At 37.0% G+C, this 25,670-nt stretch carries 24 protein-coding genes and 2 pseudogenes; 15 read left to right on the top strand and 11 right to left on the bottom strand.

Annotated elements, in window-relative coordinates; all coding sequences use genetic code 11:
* From BZK16_RS12045 to BZK16_RS12025, 5 genes are all read right to left on the bottom strand, one after another.
* Positions 1 to 805 (bottom strand): hypothetical protein (locus BZK16_RS12045; protein ID WP_143691178.1); only part of this gene is annotated, 805 nt, incomplete at its 3' end.
* Between the two features lie 126 nt (positions 806 to 931).
* On the bottom strand, positions 932 to 1,354 hold the full coding sequence (locus BZK16_RS12040) for a hypothetical protein (RefSeq protein ID WP_077929143.1): 423 nt from the start codon (positions 1,352 to 1,354) through the stop codon (positions 932 to 934).
* Positions 1,336 to 2,652: a phosphatase PAP2/dual specificity phosphatase family protein gene (locus BZK16_RS12035; protein ID WP_158076858.1), complete on the bottom strand. Its 1,317-nt coding sequence runs from the start codon at positions 2,650 to 2,652 to the stop codon at positions 1,336 to 1,338. Before BZK16_RS12035 ends, BZK16_RS12040 begins: the two co-directional genes overlap by 19 nt.
* Entirely contained in the window at positions 2,636 to 4,393 is a 1,758-nt protein-coding gene (locus tag BZK16_RS12030) for a bifunctional alpha/beta hydrolase/class I SAM-dependent methyltransferase (RefSeq protein WP_077929141.1), read from the bottom strand. Before BZK16_RS12030 ends, BZK16_RS12035 begins: the two co-directional genes overlap by 17 nt.
* A 66-nt stretch (positions 4,394 to 4,459) precedes the next feature.
* Positions 4,460 to 5,077: a CDP-alcohol phosphatidyltransferase family protein gene (locus BZK16_RS12025; RefSeq protein ID WP_077929140.1), complete on the bottom strand. Its 618-nt coding sequence runs from the start codon at positions 5,075 to 5,077 to the stop codon at positions 4,460 to 4,462.
* A gap of 490 nt (positions 5,078 to 5,567) precedes the next feature.
* Here BZK16_RS12025 and BZK16_RS12020 point away from each other — a divergent pair, with 490 nt between their 5' ends.
* The 8 genes and pseudogenes from BZK16_RS12020 to BZK16_RS14320 form a co-directional block, all read left to right on the top strand.
* Positions 5,568 to 6,668: an RNA ligase RtcB family protein gene (locus BZK16_RS12020; protein ID WP_077929139.1), complete on the top strand. Its 1,101-nt coding sequence runs from the start codon at positions 5,568 to 5,570 to the stop codon at positions 6,666 to 6,668.
* Positions 6,668 to 7,282, top strand: a complete 615-nt coding sequence (gene prfH / locus BZK16_RS12015) for a peptide chain release factor H (RefSeq protein ID WP_077929138.1) — start codon at positions 6,668 to 6,670, stop codon at positions 7,280 to 7,282. The genes BZK16_RS12020 and prfH overlap by 1 nt, the downstream gene beginning before the upstream one ends.
* Before the next feature lie 225 nt (positions 7,283 to 7,507).
* Positions 7,508 to 8,449: a phosphatidate cytidylyltransferase gene (locus BZK16_RS12010; protein WP_077929137.1), complete on the top strand. Its 942-nt coding sequence runs from the start codon at positions 7,508 to 7,510 to the stop codon at positions 8,447 to 8,449.
* Positions 8,449 to 9,084 (top strand): lysophospholipid acyltransferase family protein, encoded by a 636-nt coding sequence (locus BZK16_RS12005; RefSeq protein WP_077929136.1) that lies wholly within the window; start codon positions 8,449 to 8,451, stop codon positions 9,082 to 9,084. Before BZK16_RS12010 ends, BZK16_RS12005 begins: the two co-directional genes overlap by 1 nt.
* Positions 9,085 to 9,539: 455 nt before the next feature.
* A complete protein-coding gene (locus BZK16_RS12000; protein WP_077929148.1) occupies positions 9,540 to 10,757 on the top strand; it encodes a hypothetical protein in 1,218 nt (405 codons plus the stop codon).
* 7 nt (positions 10,758 to 10,764) lie between these two features.
* Positions 10,765 to 12,018 carry a Zn-dependent hydrolase gene (locus tag BZK16_RS11995; protein ID WP_077929135.1) on the top strand — a complete coding sequence of 418 codons (1,254 nt, stop codon included), beginning with the start codon at positions 10,765 to 10,767 and terminating at the stop codon, positions 12,016 to 12,018.
* A pseudogene (locus BZK16_RS11990) lies at positions 12,011 to 12,760 on the top strand (amidohydrolase); the annotation flags it as partial. The gene BZK16_RS11995 and the pseudogene BZK16_RS11990, both read left to right, overlap by 8 nt.
* An 8-nt stretch (positions 12,761 to 12,768) precedes the next feature.
* A pseudogene (locus BZK16_RS14320) lies at positions 12,769 to 13,380 on the top strand (M20/M25/M40 family metallo-hydrolase); the annotation flags it as partial.
* A gap of 63 nt (positions 13,381 to 13,443) precedes the next feature.
* On the opposite strand, the gene BZK16_RS11985 reads toward BZK16_RS14320, so the two are convergent.
* Positions 13,444 to 13,932, bottom strand: a complete 489-nt coding sequence (locus BZK16_RS11985) for a CopY/TcrY family copper transport repressor (RefSeq protein WP_077929133.1) — start codon at positions 13,930 to 13,932, stop codon at positions 13,444 to 13,446.
* Between the two features lie 95 nt (positions 13,933 to 14,027).
* Between BZK16_RS11985 and BZK16_RS11980 the strand changes: the two genes are divergently transcribed.
* The 6 genes from BZK16_RS11980 to BZK16_RS11955 all read left to right on the top strand — a co-directional run bounded on the left by BZK16_RS11980 (position 14,028) and on the right by BZK16_RS11955 (position 19,731).
* Entirely contained in the window at positions 14,028 to 14,765 is a 738-nt protein-coding gene (locus BZK16_RS11980) for a GntR family transcriptional regulator (protein ID WP_077929132.1), read from the top strand.
* Between the two features lie 175 nt (positions 14,766 to 14,940).
* Positions 14,941 to 15,891, top strand: a complete 951-nt coding sequence (locus BZK16_RS14720; protein ID WP_096777520.1) for a sulfite exporter TauE/SafE family protein — start codon at positions 14,941 to 14,943, stop codon at positions 15,889 to 15,891.
* A gap of 77 nt (positions 15,892 to 15,968) precedes the next feature.
* Positions 15,969 to 17,981 (top strand): TonB-dependent copper receptor, encoded by a 2,013-nt coding sequence (locus BZK16_RS11970; protein WP_077929131.1) that lies wholly within the window; start codon positions 15,969 to 15,971, stop codon positions 17,979 to 17,981.
* Positions 17,982 to 17,985: 4 nt separating this feature from the next.
* The gene (locus tag BZK16_RS11965) at positions 17,986 to 18,690 is read left to right on the top strand and encodes an energy transducer TonB (protein WP_077929130.1); all 705 of its coding nucleotides are present in this window, start codon (positions 17,986 to 17,988) and stop codon (positions 18,688 to 18,690) included.
* A 194-nt stretch (positions 18,691 to 18,884) separates the two neighbouring features.
* Positions 18,885 to 19,304 (top strand): YeeE/YedE family protein, encoded by a 420-nt coding sequence (locus tag BZK16_RS11960; RefSeq protein ID WP_077929129.1) that lies wholly within the window; start codon positions 18,885 to 18,887, stop codon positions 19,302 to 19,304.
* Between the two features lie 10 nt (positions 19,305 to 19,314).
* Entirely contained in the window at positions 19,315 to 19,731 is a 417-nt protein-coding gene (locus tag BZK16_RS11955) for a DUF6691 family protein (protein WP_077929128.1), read from the top strand.
* Here the strand turns inward: BZK16_RS11955 and BZK16_RS11950 are convergent.
* A complete protein-coding gene (locus BZK16_RS11950; protein WP_077929127.1) occupies positions 19,723 to 20,604 on the bottom strand; it encodes a LysR family transcriptional regulator in 882 nt (293 codons plus the stop codon). The two genes, BZK16_RS11955 and BZK16_RS11950, sit on opposite strands and share 9 nt — an antisense overlap.
* Before the next feature lie 184 nt (positions 20,605 to 20,788).
* Between BZK16_RS11950 and BZK16_RS11945 the strand changes: the two genes are divergently transcribed.
* Positions 20,789 to 21,754 (top strand): TDT family transporter, encoded by a 966-nt coding sequence (locus BZK16_RS11945; RefSeq protein ID WP_077929126.1) that lies wholly within the window; start codon positions 20,789 to 20,791, stop codon positions 21,752 to 21,754.
* Positions 21,755 to 21,894: 140 nt separating this feature from the next.
* Here the strand turns inward: BZK16_RS11945 and BZK16_RS11940 are convergent, their stop codons facing one another.
* The 4 genes from BZK16_RS11940 to BZK16_RS11930 all read right to left on the bottom strand — a co-directional run bounded on the left by BZK16_RS11940 (position 21,895) and on the right by BZK16_RS11930 (position 25,542).
* A complete protein-coding gene (locus BZK16_RS11940) occupies positions 21,895 to 22,749 on the bottom strand; it encodes a DMT family transporter (protein ID WP_077929125.1) in 855 nt (284 codons plus the stop codon).
* Positions 22,750 to 22,815: 66 nt separating this feature from the next.
* Positions 22,816 to 22,965 (bottom strand): hypothetical protein, encoded by a 150-nt coding sequence (locus tag BZK16_RS14315; protein WP_158076856.1) that lies wholly within the window; start codon positions 22,963 to 22,965, stop codon positions 22,816 to 22,818.
* A 117-nt stretch (positions 22,966 to 23,082) separates the two neighbouring features.
* On the bottom strand, positions 23,083 to 24,456 hold the full coding sequence (locus tag BZK16_RS11935) for an MFS transporter (protein WP_077929124.1): 1,374 nt from the start codon (positions 24,454 to 24,456) through the stop codon (positions 23,083 to 23,085).
* A 177-nt stretch (positions 24,457 to 24,633) separates the two neighbouring features.
* Positions 24,634 to 25,542 carry a LysR family transcriptional regulator gene (locus BZK16_RS11930; RefSeq protein WP_077929123.1) on the bottom strand — a complete coding sequence of 303 codons (909 nt, stop codon included), beginning with the start codon at positions 25,540 to 25,542 and terminating at the stop codon, positions 24,634 to 24,636.
* Positions 25,543 to 25,670 lie beyond the last annotated feature (128 nt).

The following is a 25,670-nucleotide window of genomic DNA, read 5'->3' as shown; positions in this document are numbered from 1 at the left end:
CATCTTTATCTACAGCTAGAGAATGAGTTTGTTCTAGAGTCTCTTTAATTTGAGAGGATAAGCTGTCTAACTGTGCTTGGCTAACAGTAGTAATGCTTTTTAAATTATGGATAGATTCTCTGGGATCTTTTTGAATGTCGGGTAATCGTTCATCTAAGAATTTTAAAAAACTATCTGTTTTCACATCAGAAATATTTAGGGTATGGATAATTTCTTCTTTTGAAAGAGGTCTTTCTTCAAGTGTGGGGTGGCTATTTGGCAACTGACCAGTAATTCTGTTCCATATTCCTGAAATTCCTTTACTAGCTTGATCTCGTTGAACTTCTTGTATCATTATTTCTTTATTACGATAATCTAATGCTTGTTCAATCATTTGTTCTAAAAAGCCACAATCTTTAACCGTTTGATGATGATTTTTTTCTACATCTTTCAACGATTCTAAAGCTTCACGTATTGCTAATGGCTTTTCAAACCCAGCTTTGTCCAACTCTATGCTTAGCGTATAACCATAACCACGAGCCTGTACTAAATTATGTTCAATATTATAATCAAGCTTACTAATATTTATAGGATTTCCTGACTTAATGTAAGCGGTTTCGCTAATTTTTTGTTTTAAGAATGTTAATTCATCATTGGATAAACTATTAATAAGAATATTATTTTGAGTTAATTCATTAAACTTTTCATAGCCTGCTTCTAAACTAACATTTCCTTTTTGTAGTTCTAATTCTCTTTCTTGAGTGAGTTTTAAAGATCTTTCATCACGATCTAAAGAAGGAGCATTGCGATCTAATTCTAGTTCCATTAACTTATTCCGTATTGTTCTTAAGGGAGTAATAATTATTCGGCTAATAATATCATTATTTCTATATATATTAGGTATATAAATTGCTTATAGGTTTATGTACAGAATGCCTATAAAAATAAAATTTTAGAAACACAGCACCATAATCAATAACAATGGATATAAAGTCACTTGTAAAACCAAATAAGTGATTTGTAATTTCACTAAGCAAATAATCCCTGCGATTCTGCTATCTAAGCTTCTTGTTGTATCAGGTTCAAGGTTTTTAATGAGTTTGTGTTTCAGTAAGATTTGGTCAAAGGCTTCCAAGTTTTCAATGCTTGGGGATTCATTTTGTAATAATTGGAAAAACTCATAATCCATCGCAATGTGAAGTGCATAATAGGTTTGTGCGATCAGCAATACAAACGCAAGTAAAATGACAATAATTGCAAATCTAAAAGGTGCAAAATAAGCAATACTCAACGCTGTGATGATGAATATTGCCCAAGATGATCGATTGATTAATTTGCCTTGTTTTAATAGCGCAATTAATACGGATATTTCCACGTTAATCTCCTTATAATTTTGATCTGTTCTTTATTTAATACGATATCTTTGCGTGCTTTTTTCAGCTGTTTAATCGCTTGGTTGACTGAATAATTGCGATAAACCACTAAATAAGCCACCAAACTTGCAGCGCTTCTTGAATAGCCCAAAGCACAGAAAACTAAAGTATCGCCATTACGAATGGCTTTATTGATGGTATTGGCAGCATGCTCACATTCATCCAAAGATAATGGCGTCATATCCAATAAATAATTGGGATAATAATTCATGGCTTTGTGCCCATTGAATGGAATCTCTGCACAGCAATCCACTAAGCTTTTAAACTGGCGAGCATTTTTGGCATTGGGAATCGAGCCTAAAAATAGATTCGGCAAAACTTTGTCATAAGGGTTATTTTTGCGCGTCCAAAGTTTGGCATTAATCTTTGCAATAAGGATATAAGGCAAAAATAGAATCCATTGGCTCAATGCATAATTGCCATTTTTCTGTTTAGGAAAGCCTTTTTTACCAAAGAATCCGTAATTACAAGCCACAATCAAGAGCGAAGAAGCAGGATACAATAACCACAACCAAGCATGTTTATTCACAATTGCGATCATGGCGAGAATAACCGATAAAGTGAAATATACACCAAACCATTTCCAGTTTTTAGAGAGTTTTGGCACATACAAAGGTGATTGAATGTGATTTGGGAAAATCCAAATGGCTAAAGCCCCCGCTAACATGCCCGCAGGAATATCAATAAAATGATGTTGCCATGTTGTTAATACAGAAGCACCAATCAATATCGACCAAATACTGATGAGCCAATGCCATTTTTTAGAGAATCGCTCTGTATAAAAAGTCCATAACACAACTAAAAGGGCAATGTGCAAAGAGGGCGCTTGATTATAAGGATGATCAAATTTCATTAAAGAATCAAACCACCAACCAAAGAAGCCTTGAACTTCAGGGCGACTGATAACATTGATTTGTTGCAATGGAAAGAGCAAAAAACCCAAAACACAGATGATTTGTGTGGCGAATAAACGTTTGCCCAATGTTTTAAGTTGTTTGCTATTAACCGTTAATAAAATGGCTAAGCCATAGAAGAGATTTTCTGTCCAATAAGGAATAATTGTCCATGGAATCAATGGGATTTTGTTTTCCCATTGAAACATAATGTGTGGAATGATCTCAGTTTTTGCGCGCCAAATAGTAAAATAGTTGGCGGTATTGTAAGTGAGATAAAAGAATACGGCTAAAGATAATAGCCATATTCCTTTTTGTTTCCAGAGCTTTTTATTCAGTTTTTCCATTACGCACCGCGATTGATACAGTGAAAATTCCCCATTCATCAATGAGCATATTTTGTTTCGTAAAGCCTGCTTCTTTTACTAATTGGTCCATTTCTAATTGAGTACGACGGCGCATTACCCATTGTTGGCCTTCGCGATGACTCGTTAAAGCGCGCGCGATGTATTCTAATTGTGGATGCCATGGTTGATTAGTGTAAATCAAATAGTTACCTTCTTCCATACTATTGGCTAAACCTTTCAATGAACTTTGTAATAGATGATTTTCCCCAAAGAGTTCATATAAGCCAGAAACAATTGCGATCGTTGGTTTGGTTGCTAAGTTGGATAACTCTTCTTCACTGAATGCATTGCCACGCTCAAATGTTGCAATTTTGGTTAACCCTTTTTGTGCAATTAAATCAGTGCCTTTTTCAACATTCAATTCACTGTAATCACGCAGTAAAATAGATTTTGGTTTTTTAGGTAACTGATTCACAGTTTCTAAAATATAGCGTCCGTGACCAGCTGCAACATCCACAATGTGTACATTTTTTTTATCAGCTTGTTGTGTTTCAATGGCTGTTTTTAAGATTTTTTCTAAGTTAACTTTGCGTTGACGAATCCCGCGCCAGCCAATCGCATCCAAATATTTAAAATCTAAGAAGCGACCAAAAGCAGTTAAGCCTGTGGGTTGATTGCGATAAACATAATCCAATGTACTGCCCGAATCAAAACCAGTTTCAATGCCTAACTTCACACCGTCAGATGTGCGAGAAGCAAAACATAAGCCTTTCTTTGTGAATGCCCAATACATCTTTTTAAATAGGCACTTTTCAGGTTTAGCGAGTTTTATAGATTCTTCAGCAGTGTAGCCAGTTTTATCTGCATCAATTAAATTCGGCGTTTCAATTGGCTGGCTGAATGCTTTTTCTATGAAAGTACGTGCTTTATGAATCGGAATGCCACGATATTTTTCACCCAATGTATCGTGATAAAAGCCTTTCAATACATGCATTTCTTTTGTTTTAGAGCTTAAGTTTTTAAAGAAAGTTGTTTGTGGTTTTCTTTTAACCACCCAATCTGAGCCTGAAATTAAGAGCTGTGTTGGTACATGAATGGATGCCGCATCCGCAACGATTCGTTTCGATGTATCAAATAGATCCAATAAAATTTTAGTAGAAATTGGACGCTCAACCAATGGATCAGCATTGAAGGATTCTTGGCGCTCTTCATCATGCGTTAAGTAGTGAGATTTAACATAGCTATTCACAAAGAAATTACCACGAATGTTATACATTAAACGTAAACCTGGAATCGCAAAAGGCACATAGAGCTTCACTTTAAATGCGGGTGAAGCTAAAACTAAAGCGCGGATTTTAGGCACATAATCATGAATCCAAGTGGAAGCAATCACAGCGCCCACACTTTGAGCAATTACTGCGATATTTTCAGCTTGAATATTGTATTCGGATTGAATGTGTTGGAAGAAACTTTCTGCATCATGCACCATCCAACCAAAATTGGGTGCATCACCACGTGCACCAGGTGATTGACCACAACCACGTGCATCCCAAGCAAAGAAATCATAATCAGGTAAATCTAATTCATCCACCAAATGGGCGATTCTGCCTGAATGTTCGTGTCCACGATGGAATAGCATGATCGCTTTTTTCTCTGTACTTGGCGCTGTTGCTGCCCAATGGCGATAGAAAATGGATTCACCATCATGGCTGATAAAATGTGCTGTTGTTTCTGTTCTCATGATTATTTCCTTATTATTCTTGATCTCTGATTTATCTAGATTTATCTGTGAATGGATTGCCTAAAATTATTCTTGTGATGATTGAGTTTCACGAATGCCTTGTCGGATTCGATTGAAAATTGTGTAGATCAATAATGCAATGACGATATAGAGCACAATGTTGATCCAATAGATATCGATTAAATTGAGTGCAATGACAACGCTTAGTGTGCCAAAGACAAATGCACGATCACTTTTGCCCATTGGACCATCGTAACGGCGGCTTGCACCGATTAATGGCGCCATTACGCCAGCATATTCTGATAAAAATGCTAAAAAGATAATGAGTAAAACAGCATAACCATTGATGCCAGCAATGAAGATGAATACAGCGAGCAAGGCGCTGTCCGCAATCACATCGCACAGCTCATTTAAATAAGCACCGAGTTTAGATTGTTGATTAAATTCACGAGCCAACATGCCATCAATAGCATTTAAAGCCATGCGAACGAACATCCAGATCGGCATTAGCCATAACACTAATGTATTTGGGAGAAAAAATGCCATGATTGCAGCAATGATTAATGAGCCAACGCAAGCTGCAACTGTCACTTGATTCGCAGTGATTTTTGCATCATAGAGCTTTTTAACCATTGGTCGAAGCAATGATTGGAAAGCAGGTTTCAGTTTATAAATGGAAATCATATTGTTACCTCTGGTTATTCTTTTTTAAGTAATCTTTTTAATATTGATAGGTAATAAAGATGACTTAAAAATGATCAAAAGTGAATTTTAATTAATATTAAACGATGTTTTATTAAAAGTAAACAGTGTTTAATATTAAAATTGCAAATGATGAGAAATTTATGAATAGAAATTATCTAATATTTTGATTTTATTTGTAAATACTTTTTATTCAGTTCATTAAGTCACAAGGATTTTATCCATAATATTGAATGAAATGCGTGCATAGTATTGTGATCTCTGTTTGATTCATATCATTTTTAGATTGTGCTTTATTTTTAACCTGTTAGAATTGCGATCTTTATTTCATCCATTAACGAGCAAGGAGGACATTATGACAACATTACAATCAAATCTCTTTGCAGGCGTTTATCTCTAAGTTTTAATTTTAAAACTCGCTTCGCCTGCCAATCAAAATATATTTTAAAGTTACACAATAAAAGGATTGGAAATGGGCAATACCATTCAAATTTTATCGCCTTGGACAGAAGGTAACGCGATCGATCAACTTAAAAAAACTGCTGAATTAAAAGGCATGCATTCTGTGGCAGGTATGCCAGATTTGCATGCTGGGCGCGGTTATCCTGTAGGTGCTTCATTTTTCTCAGTCAATCATTTATATCCTGCATTAATCGGCAATGATATTGGTTGTGGTATGAGCATGTGGCAAACGGATTTATCAGCTCATAAGTTTAAACTGGATAAAGCAGAAAAAGTATTAAAGAAATATTCAGACTTTGCAGATGATGCTTGGTTAACTGACAATGTACCTGCCGAATTACAAAATCATGTTTATAAAAGCTCTTTAGGTTCAATTGGTGGGGGCAATCATTTTGCTGAATTTCAGAAAGTGAATAAAGTCATCAATCAGGATTTATGGGATCAGTTAAATTTAAATTATAAAAATCTATTTTTATTAGTGCACAGCGGTTCTCGTGGTTTAGGACAAGCTATTTTGCGTGATCATATTGATCACTATAATCATGATGGCATTAGTGATGAAGAGGATATTAAAGCATATTTACAAAAACATGATGATGCTGTGAAATTTGCCAGTGTGAACCGAGCATTGATTGCAGAGCGAATGTTGGATGCACTCAAAATGGCAGGCAATCGCATTTTAGATTTGCCACACAATTATGTGGAGTCAGCAATCATTGATAATGTGCAAGGTTGGTTACATCGTAAAGGTGCAACAGCTAGCCATCAAGGTTTAGCAATTGTTCCAGGATCACGCGGTACACACAGTTATTTAGTAATGCCAAAAGCACAAGAAAACTCACTATTTTCCATTGCGCATGGTGCAGGTAGAAAATGGATGCGCAGCGAATGTGCAGGGCGATTATCGCAGAAATACAGTGTGGATCAATTAACGAGAACGGAATTGGGTAGCCGAGTAATTTGCCAAAATCGTGATCTATTATATGAAGAAGCACCTGAAGCTTACAAGGATATTGATGGTGTAATTCAAGCATTGAAAGATGCGGATTTAATTGATGTGATTGCGGAATTATCACCTGTATTGACTTACAAAACATCAGGAGAGAGATAATGCAAATTGTACAATTATCCTCCGCTCAAGGTCCTGTTGAATGCTCGATCGCTATTGAAAAAGCACTGAACATATTCATAAAAGCATTGTCAGCACACAATATTGATTTTGAATTAATAGAATCAGTGAAGGATCGACAAGGTTTAAAATCAGCAATATTGCATGTGGATATTAATGATGATCATGCTTTAATTCAAGAATGGCAGGGAACACATCAATGGATTTGGAAAAGTTCAGTGCGCCCTAATCATCAGCGTAAAAACTGGTTTTTTGGTATTGAATTTTTTTCATCGCTTAAGGAATTGCCTGAAAGTGAAATTATGTATAAAGCTATTTCAGCGCAAGGGCCAGGTGGGCAACATGTCAATAAAACGGCATCTGCAATTCAAGCGACACATTTGGCAACGGGTATTTCTGTTAAAGTACAAACGGAACGTAGCCAACATGCGAATAAACGCTTAGCCAATTTATTGATCCAGCAAAAGTTGCATCAGATGATGAATGAAACATTGGATCAGGCTGAGAAAGAGCGGCGTTTAGTGCATCACCAATTGGAGCGTGGCAACCCTAAGAAAATATTTTTGGGCGATCGATTTATAGTCAAATCTGTCTAGAAATAACTATAAGATTAATATCTCGCCCGCAGGGCGAGATATTAGAAAAATAATTTTAAATCGATTTTTATATAAATTAAAGAATTGATTAGCATTATATTTATCGCATGAAATTAGAGAAGCCTTCTTGATGAAAGAAGGCTTTTTTATGATTTAATTTGTTTTTAAACAGTGTTTAGTTTAAGGTGCGTGGTATTATTTAGGGAATATAATAAGGAAGAAATTATGGCGAACTTTCCGCAACATAGTTTAATCATGGTGGGCATATTATTTGCCATTTTAGTTGTTTCTAGCATCATTGTTTGGCGCAAGAAAAAATTTGATTTAAGCAAAGATCACACAGAGTTAGTTCAACGTACACAATCATGGTGGTGGATGATTGGGCTGATTTTAGGTGCTTTTTTCTTAGGTCAAAAAGCGACAACGATCTTCTTTGCATTCATCAGTTTTTTGGCTTTAAAAGAATTTTATTCCATTACGCCGATTAGGGCAGTGGATCGCCGTTTAATCTTTTGGGCATATTTGTCGATTCCATTCCAATACTATTTTGCTTACATTCAATGGTATGGCATGTTCATCATTTTGATTCCTGTTTATATGTTCTTATTATTGCCATTTAGAGCAGTTTTGATTGGCGAAACCAATGGATTCATTAAAGCCAACTCAACGATTCAATGGAGCTTAATGTTATGTGTATTTGGTTTTAGCCATATCGCATATTTAGCAAATTTGGATCGTGTGCATCCTGAAGCGGGCTTTACAGGATTGTTGTTATATCTAATTTTCATCACACAATTCAATGATGTGAGCCAATATGTTTCAGGTAAATTATTTGGTAAACGCAAAATCATCCCTAAAGTCAGCCCAAATAAAACTTGGGGCGGGTTCTTGGGCGGTTTAGTGATCACAACCATTTTGGCTGCATTATTAGCACCATATTTGACGATTTTAACGTGGCAGAAAGGCTTGTTTGCAGGGATTTTAATTGCAACTTCAGGTTTTATTGGAGATGTTGTTTTATCTTCTGTAAAGCGCGATTTAGGCATTAAAGACAGTGGTTCTTTGATTCCTGGGCACGGGGGATTATTGGATCGTGTGGATAGCTTAATGTATTCAATCCCGCTCTTTTTCCACTACTTTTATTACATTACGAAAGAATTTGCTTGATGAAGAAACTGATAAAAATCCTATTTTTTGCCTTGATCGTCAAACCATTAGTGTTAATTGGTTTGGGCTTAAATATTGTGAATCGTAAAGCTTTACCAGTGAATGGCCCTGCGATATTGGCTGCAAATCATACAAGTCATTTGGATACATTAGTGTTGATGAGTTTATATCCATTGAAGCAATTGCATCGAGTTCGCCCTGTGGCAGCGGCTGATTATTTTCATAAAAATCGTTGGATCAAATGGTTTGCCACATATTGCATCGATATCATTCCGATTGCACGCAATGAAATTAAAGCACCTGATGAACTATTTTCAGGCTGCTATTCTGCGCTAGATAATGGTGATATTGTCATTTTATTTCCAGAAGGCACGCGCTCAAGCACTGAAGATCGCATTTTTAAGCTAAAACGTGGGATTCATTATTTAGCTGTTCATTATGAAAATGTGCCTGTTTATCCTGTTATTTTGCGTGGATTAGGCAAAGCCTTACCAAAAGGTGAAGCTTTATTTGTGCCATTCAATTGCGATGTAGTTGTGGGCGAAACTTTAACATTGGATGAAAATGCAAAAAATTATCTAGACAATTTAGAGTCACATTATCAAAATTTATTAAAATCCTGCATTACCAAATAATAACCACATTTTTAGTAACAATTCTATGAAATCTAAAGTNCCATTCAATTGCGATGTAGTTGTGGGCGAAACTTTAACATTGGATGAAAATGCAAAAAATTATCTAGACAATTTAGAGTCACATTATCAAAATTTATTAAAATCCTGCATTACCAAATAATAACCACATTTTTAGTAACAATTCTATGAAATCTAAAGTAATTTAATTCGATTATGAATTGATGTAATGCATTATTTTGAGGTGAATTTTTGATATAATGTAAAGTCATGCCTTGTCAAAGCGATGAATATCATCTATACAATTTAGTGATGCTTAAAAAAATATACTAATAACTGAATAACAGTAAAGCAGATCATAGGCAAAAAATTGTGTAGGAATATAGGAAATGGAACAGGCGAGCTCCGGGGGATTTTGGCTCCAATTAAAGACGTTGTTATTCACATCATCACCAGAAATGCCACAAATGTTGGCAATTGTATTGATATTGGGGATTTTATATCTGGGTGATTATATTTCACTCAAAACTAAAGCATTCATTCCATCTGTCTTCGTCTGTGCTGTACTGTTTCTACTCGGTTATTGGAGCTTCTTCCCGACAGATTTAGTGGCACGCGCAGGGATCCCGACTGTGACAGCTGTGCTATTAATTTTCTTATTGATTGTGAACATGGGCACATTGTTGTCTTGGAAAGAGATGATCATTCAATGGAAAACAGTTGTGGTTGCGCTGGTGAGCTTGGTTGGCGTGATCATCATTAGCTATTCTATTGGCTCAATTTTCTTTGATAAAAACTTAATCACAGCAGCGATTCCACCATTAATTGGCGGTGTTGTTTCTTCCATCATTATGCATGATGCAGCTTTGGCTTTGGGCTTAGAAGATGTTGCGGTATTTGCATTATTGATTTACGTAATGCAGGGCTTTGCAGGCTATTCATTAACATCTGTAGCTTTGAAAAAAGAAGGCAGAAGAGTATTAGATTTGCATCGTAAGGGGCAATGGAAAGATGATGTAAATTCTATGGCAGGCATTGAAAAACTGGCGAAAGAAAATGCATTAGAGCGCCCAAGAATGTTCGGCCACATGGATGCTAAATTTGATACAGATTATTTCAAATTATTCAGAATCGCTGTAGTTGGTTTGATCGCTTATGGCACATCATTGATGTTTAAAACACAATTTGGCATTGTTGTGGATCAGTTTGTTTTGTGTCTATTATTTGGTGTGATCGCAGTTGCTGTTGGTTTCTTAGAGCGCCAACCATTACAGAAAGCCAATTCAATGGGTTTTGCAATGATGGGTATCATGGTTTTTGTATTCAATGGTTTAAGTAAAGCAAGCCCAGATATGTTAGCACGTTTATTCTTGCCATTGGTTGTATTAATTGCTTTAGCTGTTGTGGGAATGTTCAGTGCATCGTTTGTAATTGCATTTATTTTGCGCATCAATCCATTCATGGCATTTTCTGTTGCATTGACTGCTTTATATGGCTTCCCAGCAGATTATATCATCACAAAAGAAGTGGTGGATAACTTAACGGATGATGAAGCAGAACGAAAAGTTTTATTAGATCACATGTTGCCACCGATGTTGATTGGTGGATTTGTTTCCGTAACGATTGTATCCGTGATTTTGGCCGGTTACATGAAAGGCTGGTTAGTGGCAGCATAAGGAGTTTATGATGGTTCAAGCAGTACGTATTCAAAAAGATTTAGAAGCATTGAATGAGTTCACAGCAACGCCTGGGCAAGGCACAACACGTTTATCTTATAGCGCTGAGGCCGCTAAAGCGCGCCCATTCATTAAAGAGATTATGGTAAAAGCAGGCTTAACAGTGCGTGAAGATGCTTTGGGTAATATCTTTGGTCGATTATCTACACCAGAGATTGATCACAAGCCAATCGTTTTAGTGGGCTCACATTATGATTCAGTGCCAAATGGTGGGATGTTTGATGGTCCAGCGGGCATTATGGCAGGATTGGAAGTGGCTCGATTATTCCAAGATCAAGGTTTAGTGCCGCAATATCCTTTAGAAATTGTGGCGATGGTGGAAGAAGAAGGCACAAGCTTTAATTCAGGCTTATTGGCTTCTCGTGCATTATGTGGATTTTTAACATATGAAGATCTTCAAAAGCTACAGGATCAAAATGGCTTAAGTGCAGCAGAGCACATTACAAATGCAGGCTATCATCCTGAAGAAGTGGAAAAATTAGCTTATCCACCCAAAGCTTTGAAAGCATTTTTAGAATTACACATTGAGCAAGGCCCGATTTTAGAGAATTTGAAAAAAGATGTCGGTATTGTGGATGTGATTGTGGGAATTTCTCAGTTGCAAGTAGTCATTCAAGGGAAAGCAGGGCATGCAGGCACAACGCCAATGGGCATGCGAAGTGATGCTCTATTGTCTGCAAGTCGCGTTATTGCCACAGCTGAAAAAATTGCTATCGAAGCAGGTGAATATTGTGTGGCAACCGTTGGGCGATTGAATGTCTATCCAAATGGTTCTAATGTTATCCCTGATAAAGTCACATTTACTGTGGATATTCGCTCTAAATTCAAAGATAAATTGGATGCAATGATTGCCGCAGTGAAGGCTTCTGTGCATGCAGAAGCCAATAGTGGCATTACAGTGAGTGAACATTTAACGTTGTATGTAGAACCCACAGAGTTATCCACAGTAATTGTGAATAATTTTAGAGAACAAAGTAATCGTTTAGGGATTTTAGAAGAACCAATGGTGAGCGGTGCAGGGCACGATGCCATGATTTTTGCAAAAGTGACGGATGTTGGGCTGATCTTTGTGCCAAGCAAGGATGGGATTAGCCATCATCCTGCAGAATGGACAGATTATGATGAAATCGCTAAAGGCGTAGAAGTATTGTTTGAAACAGTGAAAGTGTTGACAGAAGCAAAAGGAAAATCCAATGATTAACGAACAAATCCAAAAAATTATTAAAGCATCAGAAGCAGATTTAATCGCAATGCGCCGTGAGTTACATGAAAATCCTGAATTACCTTGGGAAGAGTTTGAAACCACAAAACGCATTGCACGCGAGTTAGATAAAATGGGGATTGAATATCGCCTCACAGAGCCAACAGGTATTATCGCTGAAATCAAAGGTGGTAAAGCAGGTAAGACAGTTGCATTGCGCGCAGATATTGATGCATTGCCAGTATTAGAATTGAGTGATATTCCTTATAAATCTAAAGTCGAAGGCAAAATGCATGCATGTGGGCACGATACGCACACAGCAATGTTATTAACGGCAGCTAAAGCTCTGAATGAAATTAAATCTGAATTGAAAGGCACTGTGCGTTTGATCTTCCAACCTGCTGAAGAATTGGCAGAAGGTGCAATTGCAATGGTTCAGCAAGGCGCGATGGATAATGTGGATAATGTATTTGGTATGCACATTTGGTCTGTCATGCCATCAGGTAAAATTTCCTGTGAAGCTGGCCCACGAATGGCTGCAGCGGATATTGTGAAAATCCATTTTAAGGGCAAAGGTGGACATGGTTCATTGCCTAATCAATGTGTAGATGCTGCTGTTGTTGCATCATCATTTGTGATGAATGTGCAAGCAGCTGTTGCGCGTGAAACTCATCCATTGGATGCAGCTGTTGTGAGCATCGGTAAAATGGATGTGGGCACACGTTTTAACGTGATTGCAGAAAANTGAAAATCCATTTTAAGGGCAAAGGTGGACATGGTTCATTGCCTAATCAATGTGTAGATGCTGCTGTTGTTGCATCATCATTTGTGATGAATGTGCAAGCAGCTGTTGCGCGTGAAACTCATCCATTGGATGCAGCTGTTGTGAGCATCGGTAAAATGGATGTGGGCACACGTTTTAACGTGATTGCAGAAAATGCAATTTTGGAAGGTACAGTTCGCACATTCACATTGGAAAATCGTGATCGCATTCGCGCAGCTGTGACACGCTTTGCAGAACATACAGCTGCAATGTATGGCGCAACTGTTGAAATTGAATATCGTCATGTGACGCCACCAGTATCCAATGAAGCAGAAAGCTCAGCATTAGCGACATCTATTGTGAAATCAGCATTTGGTGAAGATGCAATTGTATTTGACCGCCCAACAACAGGCGCAGAAGATTTCAGTTATTACATGGAAAAAGCACCAGGTTGCTTTGCATTTGTGGGTTCAGCGAATCCTGAAACAGATAGCGAATGGGCACATCATCATGGTCGATTCAATGTGGATGAAGCAGTGTTAAAACAAGGTGCTGAATTATATGCACAATATGCTTATCATTATTTGAATCAGAATTAATCTTTTTATTTTCTGTGAATGATTAAAAAGAAACCGCCAACTAGGGCGGTTTTTTTAATCTGATTATGAGCCACCACAACAATTCGTTGGTGTTGCTGCAAATTTTCGTTGTTCTTTTTTACAGTTGCAGTTTTTACATGTGCATGTGCCTGGTGGGCAATCACAAATCACTTCTTCCACTGCAAAGTCTTTTTTAGCTAGCAAAGCTTGTTGGATCATTTCGATGTCTTCAAAGGAAAGCACACGATTTTCAATCATCTCGACAATGCGTTTGCCCACTTTACGAGAGCATAAATGACCTGATGCTTCCACTTGCTTGCGTGTTCTATCTTCTTCAGCAATTGTGGGGAAATAAACGTTAAAACGCCCACGTTTACGAATGCCAACCGCACCTTTACGAACTAAACGAGAGAGCATCACTTGAATGGTATTTGGTTGCCAATCGGTTGAATCACCTAAAATTGTGATCACTTCTTGACTCGTTGCTTGATTTTGCGACCATAATACTTGCATGATGGTATATTCTGCTTGTGAAATTTTATTGGATGCCATGTTTGCCCTTTGAAATGAATTGAGTTTATGAATCCATTGGTTGATTATAGACTAAATTCCGTTTGAAAGGACTTTCTATTGATTGAGTATTGCTTATGATTTTAAAATCTTTTACCAAAATTCTGCTGTCAGATGATCATGCTTCACCCATGTATCAGAAGATTAAAGAGCATATTTTAGAAAATATTGCGACAGGCCATTGGGAACCTAATCTAAAGTTGCCTTCAGAAAATGAAATCTCAGCGACATTGAATATCAGTAGGATGACAGTCAATCGTGCATTTAAAGAGCTGACAGAAGAAGGCTATTTATTTAGAGAAAAAGGTGCGGGCACTTTTGTTGCTTCTCCTGTTCAGTTAACGCCATTCTTTGAATTATTCCCAATTTCGCAAGAGATCGCAATAGAAGGGCGACAGTTTTCATCAGAAATTATTGAGATGAAAGTGATAGAAGATAAAGCTGAAATAGCACGATATTTTGATGATATAAGTCAAAAAAGAGTTTTTTATAGTGAAATTCTTTATTTGAATGGCAACAACCCAATTCAGTATGAAAAGCGCTATGTTTTGGAAGCTTTTGCACCAAAGTACCGTCAAGAGAATTTTTATAGGGATTGCTCAACAACATATCTGCAAAAATTATCAGCAACTTTGTCACAAAAACATACATTGGAAGCGATTATTCCAGATAAAAATCTATGCGATATTTTAGATATTGAAGAGAATATTGCATGTTTCAAAGTGATAGAAAAGCTACAAATTCAGAATAAAATAATTAGCTATGCAGAGCAGTATTACCCTGCATCTCGCTATAAATTCCATAGCAAAATTTAAGGCGATATTTTTCAATTAATTAATGAGCTGACATTGATTGGTTATAAAGTCAAGCAAGTCAGCTTTATTAAAAAATCTCTTATAAAGCCCCTTTATTATTATTTTTATTAGCGTTAGACTATATACATAATTTCAAACTTGTATATACAGGTTGTAAGTCAATAAAGGGAGTCGTATGATTGATATAGCATTGCTCACAGCGGTATTTGTTGTGGGGTTTAATGGTTCATTGCATTGTGTGGGAATGTGCGGGCCAGTTGTTGGTATTTTAGGTATGAATACTCAAGCCAATACCACTCGTAAAAAATTATTGTCTGCACTGTGTTACAACTTTGGTCGCATCACAACTTATATGTTTTTAGGTGTGATCGCAATGATCTTAAGTGTTGCAATGAAAGACTTAAAACCAGTACAAGTTGTGGTGCGTTATTTAGCAGGGCTTGTGATGTTTTTTGTAGCACTGCAATTGATCGGCTTCCCACAGTTTTTAGCTTTCATCGAGAAACCGATGAGCAAGCTATCTCGCCCAATTTCTAAATTGACTCGCAAATTCTTTCCAATCAAAACATTATTTGGCTCATATTTGGCAGGTTTAGCATGGGGATTATTGCCATGTGGCATGGTTTATATGGCTTTTGCGATGAGTTTAGGTGTTGAAAATCCATTAGGTGCACCTTTAGTGATGTTATTTTTTGGTTTAGGTACATTGCCAATGATGATCACATTGAGTATTTCAGGCAACTTCTTTGGTAGTTTCTTTACGTCTCCAATCGCACGTAAAGTTGCAGGTGGCATCATTTTATTGATGACAATGTTCTATATGGGAACAATGCTCATGAATGATTTAGGCAAAGGTGGCATGAATCATTCCAATATGAATCATGGTGCAATGGATCATTCAATGATGGATATGTCTACGATGGATCACAGCAAAATGGATCATTCACAAATGAATATGCCAACGATGAATAACGATCAAATGGATCATTCACAAATGGATATGTCTACGATGGATCACAGCAACATGGATCATGGTGCAATGGATCATTCAAAAATGGATATGCCTGCAACAGATAATAAAGCAGTCGATGATTCACAAGTAGATCATAGCAAAATGCAGCATTAATCAGATTAATAATCTAGGAATATTGGGTGATATTCCTAGGTTAAAACACAACTGATCAAAATCCCCAAGGAGAAATCATGAAACAAAAAGCGCTATTTTTAGCGGTTTTAGGCATCCTTATGCCTGAAATTTATGCACAAGATGCTAATAATGCTGAAGCAACAGAAGAAACGATTGCAGCATTGGATGATATTCAGGTCATTGCAAAGATCTCCAATCAGCCGAATGCCCAAACGATTAATACCAAAGAAGCAATCCAACCGATGCCAGCACAAGATGGCGCAGAATTATTAAAATTGATTCCTAACTTAAGCGTTGCTAGAAAAGGCGGTGGCGGCGGCGAGCCAGTATTCCGTGGTTTAGGAGGTTCTCGTTTAAAAATATTGAGTAATGATGCAACGATTCTGGGTGGTTGTGGTGGAAGAATGGATCCTCCAACTGCTTATATTTATCCTGAATCTTATGATGAAGTCATTTTTATTAAAGGTCCACAATCTGTGCAATATGGACCAGGCAATATTGCAGGTGTTGCAAGATTTGTGAGAAATGATATTAAATTAGATGAATTCACCACAAAGTTTAGTGGTTCAGTGATGGGCGGATCTTATGATCGTTTAGAATCCTATGCAGATGCAATCATTGGTAATCAATGGGGATATATTCATGCCAATGGCACGTACAATAAATCCAATGATTATAAAGATGGCGCGGGCGATAAAGTTCATTCCGAATATAAAAGATCCAGTCAAACATTAGAATTGGGATTAACACCAACCAAAGATACCTTGATTGAATTGGGTTATGATCGTAGTCGTGGACATACATTCTATGCAGATAGAATGATGGATGGCACAAAGTTTGATCGTGATAGCTGGCGCTTAAAAGTTAAACAAGAAAATATCACAGAATGGCTGACGAAATTACAGTTTGAATATAGCCACAATAAGATTGACCATGTGATGGATAACTATACTTATCGTACTGTTATGCCAAATAAAATGGGCAAAAAAATGTATGCAGTGAGCAATCCTGCACGTGTCACACAATCTGCTAAATTATTTGCTGAATTATCTTTGGGTGATACAGAAACAGTTTTAGGGATGGATTGGTTTGCAGATCGTCATAAGTTAAGAATGACAGGTATGCAACCTAATATAGAAGATGCAAAGAATTACACAAATATGCCATATCACATGAACCAAAAGTTTAAAAATATTGGTGTATTTGCAGAAACAACTTGGTACATGAATGATGATCAAAAATTAGTTGTCGGTTATCGCCATGATCGTAGTGATGCAAAATATAATCCCAATCAGTTTAAAGGCAAAAGTATTGCAAGTGATACATTATCTAAGCGTTATAACTTAGATTCTGCATTCATTCGCTATGAACATACTGTGAATGATTGGTTGTTCCATGTAGGTTACGGAATGGCACAACGTGCGCCAGATTTCTGGGAAAGAAGTAAAGATAATGGTGAAAATGTTAGTAAAGAAACAAATCATGAGATTGATTTTGGTTTCTTATTTAATAGAGATAATCTAGCGGTTTCTACAACATTTTTCGCTAGCCAAATGAAAGATTATATCTTAATTGATCAAGGCAAATCACGTAATATTGATGCAGATCGTTACGGTGCTGAAGCGCAAATTCAGTGGAACTTTGCGCAGAATTGGAACTTAAGTAGCAGTTTGGCTTATACATACGGTAAAAATAAAACAGATCGTAGGCCATTGGCACAAATTGCACCATTAGAATGGAATACAAGTTTGAATTGGAGCAATGAAGAGTTCAGCGCAGGTGCTGTTTGGCGAGTTGTGAATTCACAACATCGTTATGCTGAAGGGCAAGGTAATATCTTTGGCGCAGATTCTGGACCAGGCGCAGGCTTTGGTATCTTATCTTTAAATGCATCGTGGAAAATCAAAAATGAGTTCACATTATTAGCAGGTGTGGATAACGTTTTTGATAAGAATTATTCAGAGTTTATCAGCCGTTCTGCTTATGATATTTATCCTTATGAAACAAGCAAATTTAGAGTGAATGAACCTGGCCGACGCATGTGGCTTCGTTTGAATGTGAATTTCTAAGGTTATGTTTAAAATCTCTAATATTGTGCTGTTTGTGATTGTTGCTTTTGGCCATGGCGGCATCCTATATATTGTTTTGAGTTCCCCCGAAAAACAGTATGAACAAAAGTTAGCAATTGCAGGCACAATATTAGAGATGACTGTTTTAAATGTGATGGAAGCAGCGCCACCTGAAGAAAAAGTGGTGGAACAAACAAAAGAAGTGGCGAAAATATTAACAACAGAAAAAAGTGATGTAGAGATTGAAAGCCCAATTGAATCACTGAAAGAAAACCGTGTAGAAACACCCAAAGAAAAAGCAGTGCAAAAGCCCATTCAGCCAAAAATAGCACCTAAAAAAAATATTTCTAACCAAAATAGAAATCAAAACACAGCACAAATTCAGCCCAAAAAAGCAGGGCAAGCTATACAGTCACAAGCCTTTGTTGCACCAACTCATGAAGGCAAAGCACTCGGTAATCGTAAGCCTAAATACCCTGAATTATCACTTCGCCGTAAAGAAGAAGGTAGAGTGACATTGAAGGCAAAAGTATTGGCTTCAGGTAGAGCAGAATCTGTGGTGGTTCATAAAAGTAGTGGTTATCCTAGATTGGATAATGCAGCCCAAAAAGCAGCACAAAATTATACGTATAAACCTGCTGAAAAGAATGGGCAAAAAATTAGTTATGATTACTTTTTTACAGTGACGTTTAGCATTCAAAATATGTGAATCCCTAAACCTTATAATGAGTTCTTTTGGTTGATTTAAAATTAAGTTACTAAAAGTAACTATTTCTCAAAAATTCCTCTATACTAATCATATTCAAATATTTTTCTAAGGCAATTGCCTATAAGACGATTACCTGTATTTAAATTTTATTATGAAAAATATTGATATTAATTGTCATATTAAGCGAGGAAATCATGGCATCATTTTTTTCATTAACCGCATTATTGGGTGGTTTGTTAATTGGCTTGGCAGCCATGATCTATTTTCTGTTTTTAGGCAGAGTGATGGGCGTGAGCGGAATTTTAAGTACAACATCAAGTAAACATGGTTTTACATTATGGCGAGCACTATTCATTGTGGGTATTCTGATTTCACCGTGGATTTATAGTGTGTTTGCAGAAGTGCCAGTCGCGGAATTAACCAATAATAAAGCATTGTTGATTATTGGTGGCTTATTAGTGGGATTAGGCGCAGGGTTAAGCTCAGGTTGCACAAGTGGGCATTCCATTTGTGGCATTGCGCGATTATCGCCAAGTTCTATCGTGGTAACAATGATATTTATGGTTGCAGGCGGTGTTTCTGTCTTCATTGTTAAACATTTATTGGGATTATAAGGAGCGCTGCATGTACGCATTTATATCATTCATTGCTGGTATTTTATTTGGCTTAGGATTAATTCTATCAGGCATGGCAAATCCTGCTATTGTTCAAGGATTTTTAGACCCTTTTGGTAATTGGAACCCTGCATTAATTTGGGTAATGGTTGGGGCTTTAGTCATGAGTTTTATTGCTGTCACAATTTTGAAAAAGCGTGGCACAACATTATTGGGTGAACGACATCATTTACCCACAAATACACCGATGAACAAGCGTTTAATCATTGGTGGATTAATCTTTGGTGCAGGTTGGGGATTAGTGGGAATTTGCCCTGCACCTGCACTTGTTTTAGTGGGGCAAGGTTTGCCTGATGGTATTTTGTTTGCCATCGCAATGATCATAGGTTTATTGCTACCAAGATTTTTGTTTAAAAAATCATATTAATTTATGTGATTGAATGAACTGTATGAATTGCTGAATCGGAGGAGAAAGATATTTTTCCTTCGAATATACAATATTGAAGTTTCTGAAGTATTGATCTTCAATATTCAGTGGCACTAAATGATCCTTGTAAAAAGGATTATCCAAGCAAGCTTTAGAAACAAAAGTGATGCCCAATTGATTGAATACGCTGAGTAAAATCGCATCAAATGAATTTAATATAAGCTGCTCAAATGGTTGATGGAAATGTATTGCCAGTTGATGATCAAAAAACTTACGGCTCGCTGAATTGGCTTCTCGTAATATCCATCGCTCTTTGTTGAGTTGTTCATAAGTGACAGATTTTAATTGTGCTAAAGGATGCTGGATGGAAGCCACAACGATCATTTCATCTTTTAGCCAAAATTCATGCCGTAAGGATGAATCTATGGCTGAACTTTCTAAAAGGGCGATATCTAACTCAAAGCGATTCAGTAACTCTTGAATAGAATGAATATTTTCAATGATGATTTCAGGCAGCCAATGATACTGCGTTTCAAATTGCTTTAATACATTGGGTAAGAAAAAGGAGCCAATGGATTTGGTGCAACCAATCGTAATTTTGGGTGTAGATTGATGATGGCTAAATTCATCTTCTATGAATTTCATACGACTTAGAATTTCATCAGCCAATGGAATTAACGTTGTCACAGCAGGATTGAGATAAAGCCGTGAATTTCTACGATCAAAAATGGATTCGCCCAATTGAGTTTCTAACTCTGCTAAGCTTTGTGATAGTGCACCTTTTGTCATATTAATGGCATCAGCTGCAGCTGTCATATTGCCGTGATTAACGATGGATAAAAAGACTTTAAGTTGTTTGATCGTAATATTCATGTTTAATTTCTCTAAACGTTTTGTTTAAAATAACTCGATATACTAAACATAACAGTATCATTAAAATCAAGTTCGAGAGAGAAAAATTGAACGATAGCAAAATCGGCTTAAGTAACCATTTAAGAGATAGTTTTAAGCCGATTTCACTATCAGTAGCATTGTAGGATTAAAAGAGGATAGAAATATGAGACGATTTCATCAACAAATCAGGGGATTGCCAACGCCATTGGGCGGATTAGCTTTAGGGATCGCAAGTTTAGGTTGGTGCATGGAAAATGCATTACCATTGCAAGGTTATGGGCAAATGATTGGTTCGATGATCGCTATTGTGATGATTGCTGTATTATTAGGCCGTTTTGTTCTACATCCTGATACGTTGTGGAATGATTTAAAACATCCAGTTTTGGGGAGTATTTTGCCAACTTTTGCAATGACAAGCATGGTGATTTCTAAAATGGTTGGTGATTATCTGCCAAGTTTGGGCGTATTCATTTGGTTAACAGCAATTGTGATTCACTGTCTATTTTTAATGACATTCATTTATCACCGTGTGCGTGATTTTGCACCACATCATGTTGTGCCAAGTTGGTTCATTCCGCCGATTGGCTTGATTGTGGCTGATGTTACATGCCCAAGCCCAGAATATTATGGCATTGCGATCACATTATTAGTCATTGGCTTGAGTTGCTATGCCATTATGTTGCCATTGGTGATTTACCGCTTAATCTTTGTGAAAGAGATTCCAGATGCAGCAAAGCCAACGATTGCGATTTTGGCAGCACCCGCAAGTTTATCTTTGGCAGGTTATTTAAATGTGGTGAAAGAACCATCTTTGTTGATCATTGCGATTCTATTGGGTGTTGCGATATTGATGACATTCATTGTGTACTGTGCATTGTTTAAGTTACTCAGATTACCATTCACACCAGGATTTGCAGCATTCACATTCCCATTGGTGATTGGTGCAACAGCTTTATATAAGTTGGCAGATTTGGCTAAAGCACATGCGTTAACTGAAGCGATGAGCCATCAATTGAGAATTTTAGCCAATGTGGAATTAGCCATCGCAACATTTGTAATTTTATATGTGTGTGTTTGTTACTACAGTTTCTATTGTGTTAAAAGTAAGGAAGAATTACTCACTAACTGATGTGATAATTATTAAAAGAAAAAGCCACTGTATATGATCAGGCTAAAACTTATGATCTAGCTAATCTCTCGCCCTGTGGGCGAGAGATTAAATAAGATTTGAATTAAATTGTGGTCATAGTAATACAGTGGCTATTTTTATTATGATTTTCTAAAAACTAAAATAATACCCGCAATGATGGAGAACATGCCCAAAATTGCCATGGTAGACATTGCATTACCTAAGATGATGTAATCTAAAATTGCAGTCACAACAGGCACAAGATAAAACAGGCTTGTGATATTTACGACATTACCAGTGCGGATTAATTTGTAGAGTAATAGCTGAGCAATTACTGAAATAACCAATCCCAACCATAGAGCCGGTACCCAAAAGCCAAAATTAAATGTATTGCGAATTTCTTCTGTGGGCAAAAATGCTAAACACATGATTAAAGTAATCGCATATTGCAATGGCAAGATTTGTTGCGGTGCTTGTTTGATGCGCTTTTGCATCAATGTACCGATTGTTATGCACAATAATGCGCCACCTGCATACCATAATCCCAATGTGCTTAAACCATCTGTGCTTAATCCTTTGGAGACAATGAGTGTTAACCCAATGAATGCTAATAACAAACCAATTAAGCGAATTGGGGAATATCTTCGTTCAGATAATAGCAATGTCAAAATTGGTTGTGCACCTAACAATGTTGCTAATAATCCAGGTGTCATTCCATAACGCATTGCTTGGAAATAACAGATAGAATAAGCACCAATCAACAGTGCACCAGTGCATAAAACATATTTCCTTGTGCCCAAATCTGGGAGCCAAACTTTGGTTTTGAAGGCAAGTAATGTTAAAGCGAATAGGGCAATGGCATAGCGCCAAATGAGCAAAATAAAAACGGATGTATTATCTAATCCCCAACGTGTGAAGATCGCGGCGCTTCCCCATAATAGGACGAATAAAGCCATAGCAGCGCCAGATGACGCAAATAAATTTTTAATGTTCATACAAAATCCTCTTGCTTGTAGATCAAGCAAGTTCAAGTTTTAAAAAAGATGGAATTTTTTAAACGGTTACACAACCGCTGAGTTAACGACTACGGATTTGACCGCAGCGTTGACAACAACAGCGCGAACAACACTTGAAACAGGAGATGGCGGAGTTTGTGCACATGGCATAAAAGCGTGTTGCAAATGCTTTGCATTGTATGAAACGATTGCCATGCTGCCTCCTGATAGAAATGATGAAAATTCAAAATGAAAAATAACTATATCATAGAAAAATAAAAAAGCATGGGAAAATTTCTCATGCTTTTCATAGATTATGGATAATTGAATGCGTTAAGCGCTATAAACTTCTTCACTCACTTCATTCTTTTTTTTAGCAAAGTACTTAAAGTAAATCACCAATAATGTACATGTGAAGATGGCAGCAGGAATCGCTAAAACTAGGAAGATTTGTTGTAAATCCATATTTTTCTTAATGAGCTCTGCTACTAAATATGAACCTGCAATTCCGCCAAATCGACCAATGCCAAGCATCCAAGAAACGCCTGTGCTTCTGCCAGCGGTTGGATAAAAGCTTGCAGCAAATGATGGCAATGAAGATTGTGCTGTGTTCATCACAATACCTGCAACAATCGTAATGAATACTAATGCAGCTGTGCCCATATCAATGGAATAGCCAATTGCGCCCACAGTGATGAATGTTAAACCAAAGAATGTTGCGATTAATAAGCTTGGGTTATAACGATCCATCAGCCAGCCATTAGCAATTGCGCCTAAACCACCCAAAGCAAATAAACCTGTCACAATAGCAGCAAGTGATCCGCTGATATGTGCTGTTGTGAATAGTGTTGGCATCCAGTTAGAAACACCATAGAAAATAACTAAGCCCATGAAATATGTTAGCCAAAGCATCACAGAACCAATGGCATAATGCTTGGATAAAATTACGCGAATACCTTCAGATTTATTGGTTGTCACAGCTGTATTATTTTCTGATAAATAGAAGCTTGTATAATCTTTGGCAGTTGCTGAGATACGAGACAATGTTGCTTTGATTTTTTCTTGTGATAAGCCTTTATTGATGGAATAGCGAGCAGATTCAGGCACAAATAACATCAAGAAAATTGCTAAGATTACAGGCACAATTCCACCTAAAAAGAGAACAGATTGCCAGCCAAATTGAGGAATGATCCAAGCAGCTAAAAAACCACCAGAAGCAGCACCCACAGGGAAGCCACAGAACATTGTATTCACTAAAAAGAACTTTCTTTTACTTGGGCAATATTCTGTTAAAAGTGTTACAGCATTAGGCATTGCAGCACCTAAGCCAACGCCAGTAATGAATCGCATGATTTCTAAATGTAATAAGTTTTGGCTGTAAGCAGAAATAAATGTACCAACGCCGAATACTAATACAGAGATCACTAACATGATTTTGCGACCCAATTTATCAGCCAGTGGCCCAAAGCCGATTGCACCAATTGCGATACCAAATAAGCCCGCGCTCATTGCAGTGGCTAAATCAGGCTTTTGAATACCCCATTCTTGAATTAAGCTAGGTGCAATGTAGCCAATAGAGACAGTGTCATAGCCATCTAGCAATGCAACTAGAAAGCAAACAGCAAAAATCATCCATTGAAACTTGGAAAATTTGTTGATATCTATAAATTCTTGAAAATCCTTATCGGATTTTAAATGCAGCCCCATATTTTACCTCCATACAATATTACAAAATAATCATCTAATTCATTGATAAATTTCACTCTTATGTGCTTTTGTAAAATTGAGTGATGAATTCATTATGCGATGAATCATTTGTAGTGAAAATATTGAAAGCCATCTATTAGATATGACAAAAATACATAACTAGCCAGATAGGATTGATTAATCTTTAAAGTATTCATTAATCAAATCATGGATAATTTGTAGCATAGTTGTTTGTGTCTTAGTGATCATTCGTTTATTTGAAGTGGCTAGATATAAGCGACTTTCCAATGATGGCACACAGATGGCTTGGATCTTATTTCGATCATCTTCACTCAAAGTATTGAGAATTTTACGTGACAATAATCCACAGCCCAATCCCTCAACAATCAATTCAATGATGGTATTGATGCTATTCATTTCTAAAATAACATTAGGTTTTAAGCCTGATTTGGTCATTTCCACTTCAATGAGCTTTCTGAATGTATTGGGATAAGATGGCAAGATTAAGGGTAAGCCTGCGATGTCTTGCAAACGAAGCTCTTTTTTATCACCAAATTGATATTCTTTTGGGGCAATGAGATAAAGGTTCTCTTTAGCGAGCACTTGCAGCTCTAATTCTTGCGAGCGATTAGTGTTATACAGTAATCCCATATCTAATCGCCCTGTAATGATGCGATCTTCAATGGCAGAAGTCATCGCCTCTGTGATGATCAAACGAGCTTCTGGCATGGCTGTATGGAATTTTTTGGTCAAAGCCACAGAGAGCATTCTAGCTAATGTCGGTGGAATACCAATCGAGATATGACCAGAAAGATTACCTTGCACCAACTCTTCATAAACATGGCCAACAAGCGTTAATATCTCGCGGCTATATTGTAAAAGTATATGACCTGAATCTGTCAACGAAACGCCGCGCCCATTACGAATCAGCAAGCTTTTGCCCAACGTTGTTTCCAGTTTTCTGATTTGTCGGCTCAGAATAGGTTGGGCGACATCTAAGTGATTGGCAGCTTGTGTGAAGCTTCCAAACTCAGCAACATGAATAAAATAACGCAGCTGTTTTAAATCGATGGGCAAGTTGTTCATGGCGATCCTTAATCAATACATAAGTGATACATACAAGGTACAAAGCAAAGAAATTGAGTTATGCATTTTTGTACTAACTCATAGAACTTATATCACATTTATTCCCCCAAGCAATTTTAATAAGATGA

The sequence above is a fragment of the Wohlfahrtiimonas populi genome, assembly GCF_002006795.1.
GTDB lineage: Bacteria > Pseudomonadota > Gammaproteobacteria > Cardiobacteriales > Wohlfahrtiimonadaceae > Wohlfahrtiimonas > Wohlfahrtiimonas populi.
The sequence above is the reverse complement of the archived record's forward strand: the minus strand, read 5'-3'. Positions and strand labels throughout refer to the sequence as shown.

Bases quoted from the DNA above. Each gene is read 5' to 3' on its own strand.
- BZK16_RS11980 (WP_077929132.1), top strand. From the start codon at position 14,028: ATGATTTTAAAATCTTTTACCAAAATTCTGCTGTCAGATGATCATGCT.
- BZK16_RS12030 (WP_077929141.1), bottom strand. From the start codon at position 4,393: ATGAGAACAGAAACAACAGCACATTTTATCAGCCATGATGGTGAATCC.
- BZK16_RS14720 (WP_096777520.1), top strand. From the start codon at position 14,941: ATGATTGATATAGCATTGCTCACAGCGGTATTTGTTGTGGGGTTTAAT.
- BZK16_RS11995 (WP_077929135.1), top strand. From the start codon at position 10,765: ATGATGGTTCAAGCAGTACGTATTCAAAAAGATTTAGAAGCATTGAAT.
- BZK16_RS12000 (WP_077929148.1), top strand. From the start codon at position 9,540: ATGCCACAAATGTTGGCAATTGTATTGATATTGGGGATTTTATATCTG.
- BZK16_RS14315 (WP_158076856.1), bottom strand. From the start codon at position 22,965: ATGGCAATCGTTTCATACAATGCAAAGCATTTGCAACACGCTTTTATG.
- BZK16_RS11950 (WP_077929127.1), bottom strand. From the start codon at position 20,604: ATGAATATTACGATCAAACAACTTAAAGTCTTTTTATCCATCGTTAAT.
- BZK16_RS11935 (WP_077929124.1), bottom strand. From the start codon at position 24,456: ATGGGGCTGCATTTAAAATCCGATAAGGATTTTCAAGAATTTATAGAT.
- BZK16_RS12010 (WP_077929137.1), top strand. From the start codon at position 7,508: ATGGCGAACTTTCCGCAACATAGTTTAATCATGGTGGGCATATTATTT.
- BZK16_RS11940 (WP_077929125.1), bottom strand. From the start codon at position 22,749: ATGAACATTAAAAATTTATTTGCGTCATCTGGCGCTGCTATGGCTTTA.
- BZK16_RS12005 (WP_077929136.1), top strand. From the start codon at position 8,449: ATGAAGAAACTGATAAAAATCCTATTTTTTGCCTTGATCGTCAAACCA.
- BZK16_RS11930 (WP_077929123.1), bottom strand. From the start codon at position 25,542: ATGAACAACTTGCCCATCGATTTAAAACAGCTGCGTTATTTTATTCAT.
- BZK16_RS11945 (WP_077929126.1), top strand. From the start codon at position 20,789: ATGAGACGATTTCATCAACAAATCAGGGGATTGCCAACGCCATTGGGC.
- BZK16_RS12025 (WP_077929140.1), bottom strand. From the start codon at position 5,077: ATGATTTCCATTTATAAACTGAAACCTGCTTTCCAATCATTGCTTCGA.
- BZK16_RS12035 (WP_158076858.1), bottom strand. From the start codon at position 2,652: ATGGAAAAACTGAATAAAAAGCTCTGGAAACAAAAAGGAATATGGCTA.
- BZK16_RS11955 (WP_077929128.1), top strand. From the start codon at position 19,315: ATGTACGCATTTATATCATTCATTGCTGGTATTTTATTTGGCTTAGGA.
- BZK16_RS11985 (WP_077929133.1), bottom strand. From the start codon at position 13,932: ATGGCATCCAATAAAATTTCACAAGCAGAATATACCATCATGCAAGTA.
- BZK16_RS12020 (WP_077929139.1), top strand. From the start codon at position 5,568: ATGGGCAATACCATTCAAATTTTATCGCCTTGGACAGAAGGTAACGCG.
- BZK16_RS11960 (WP_077929129.1), top strand. From the start codon at position 18,885: ATGGCATCATTTTTTTCATTAACCGCATTATTGGGTGGTTTGTTAATT.
- prfH (WP_077929138.1), top strand. From the start codon at position 6,668: ATGCAAATTGTACAATTATCCTCCGCTCAAGGTCCTGTTGAATGCTCG.
- BZK16_RS11965 (WP_077929130.1), top strand. From the start codon at position 17,986: ATGTTTAAAATCTCTAATATTGTGCTGTTTGTGATTGTTGCTTTTGGC.
- BZK16_RS11970 (WP_077929131.1), top strand. From the start codon at position 15,969: ATGAAACAAAAAGCGCTATTTTTAGCGGTTTTAGGCATCCTTATGCCT.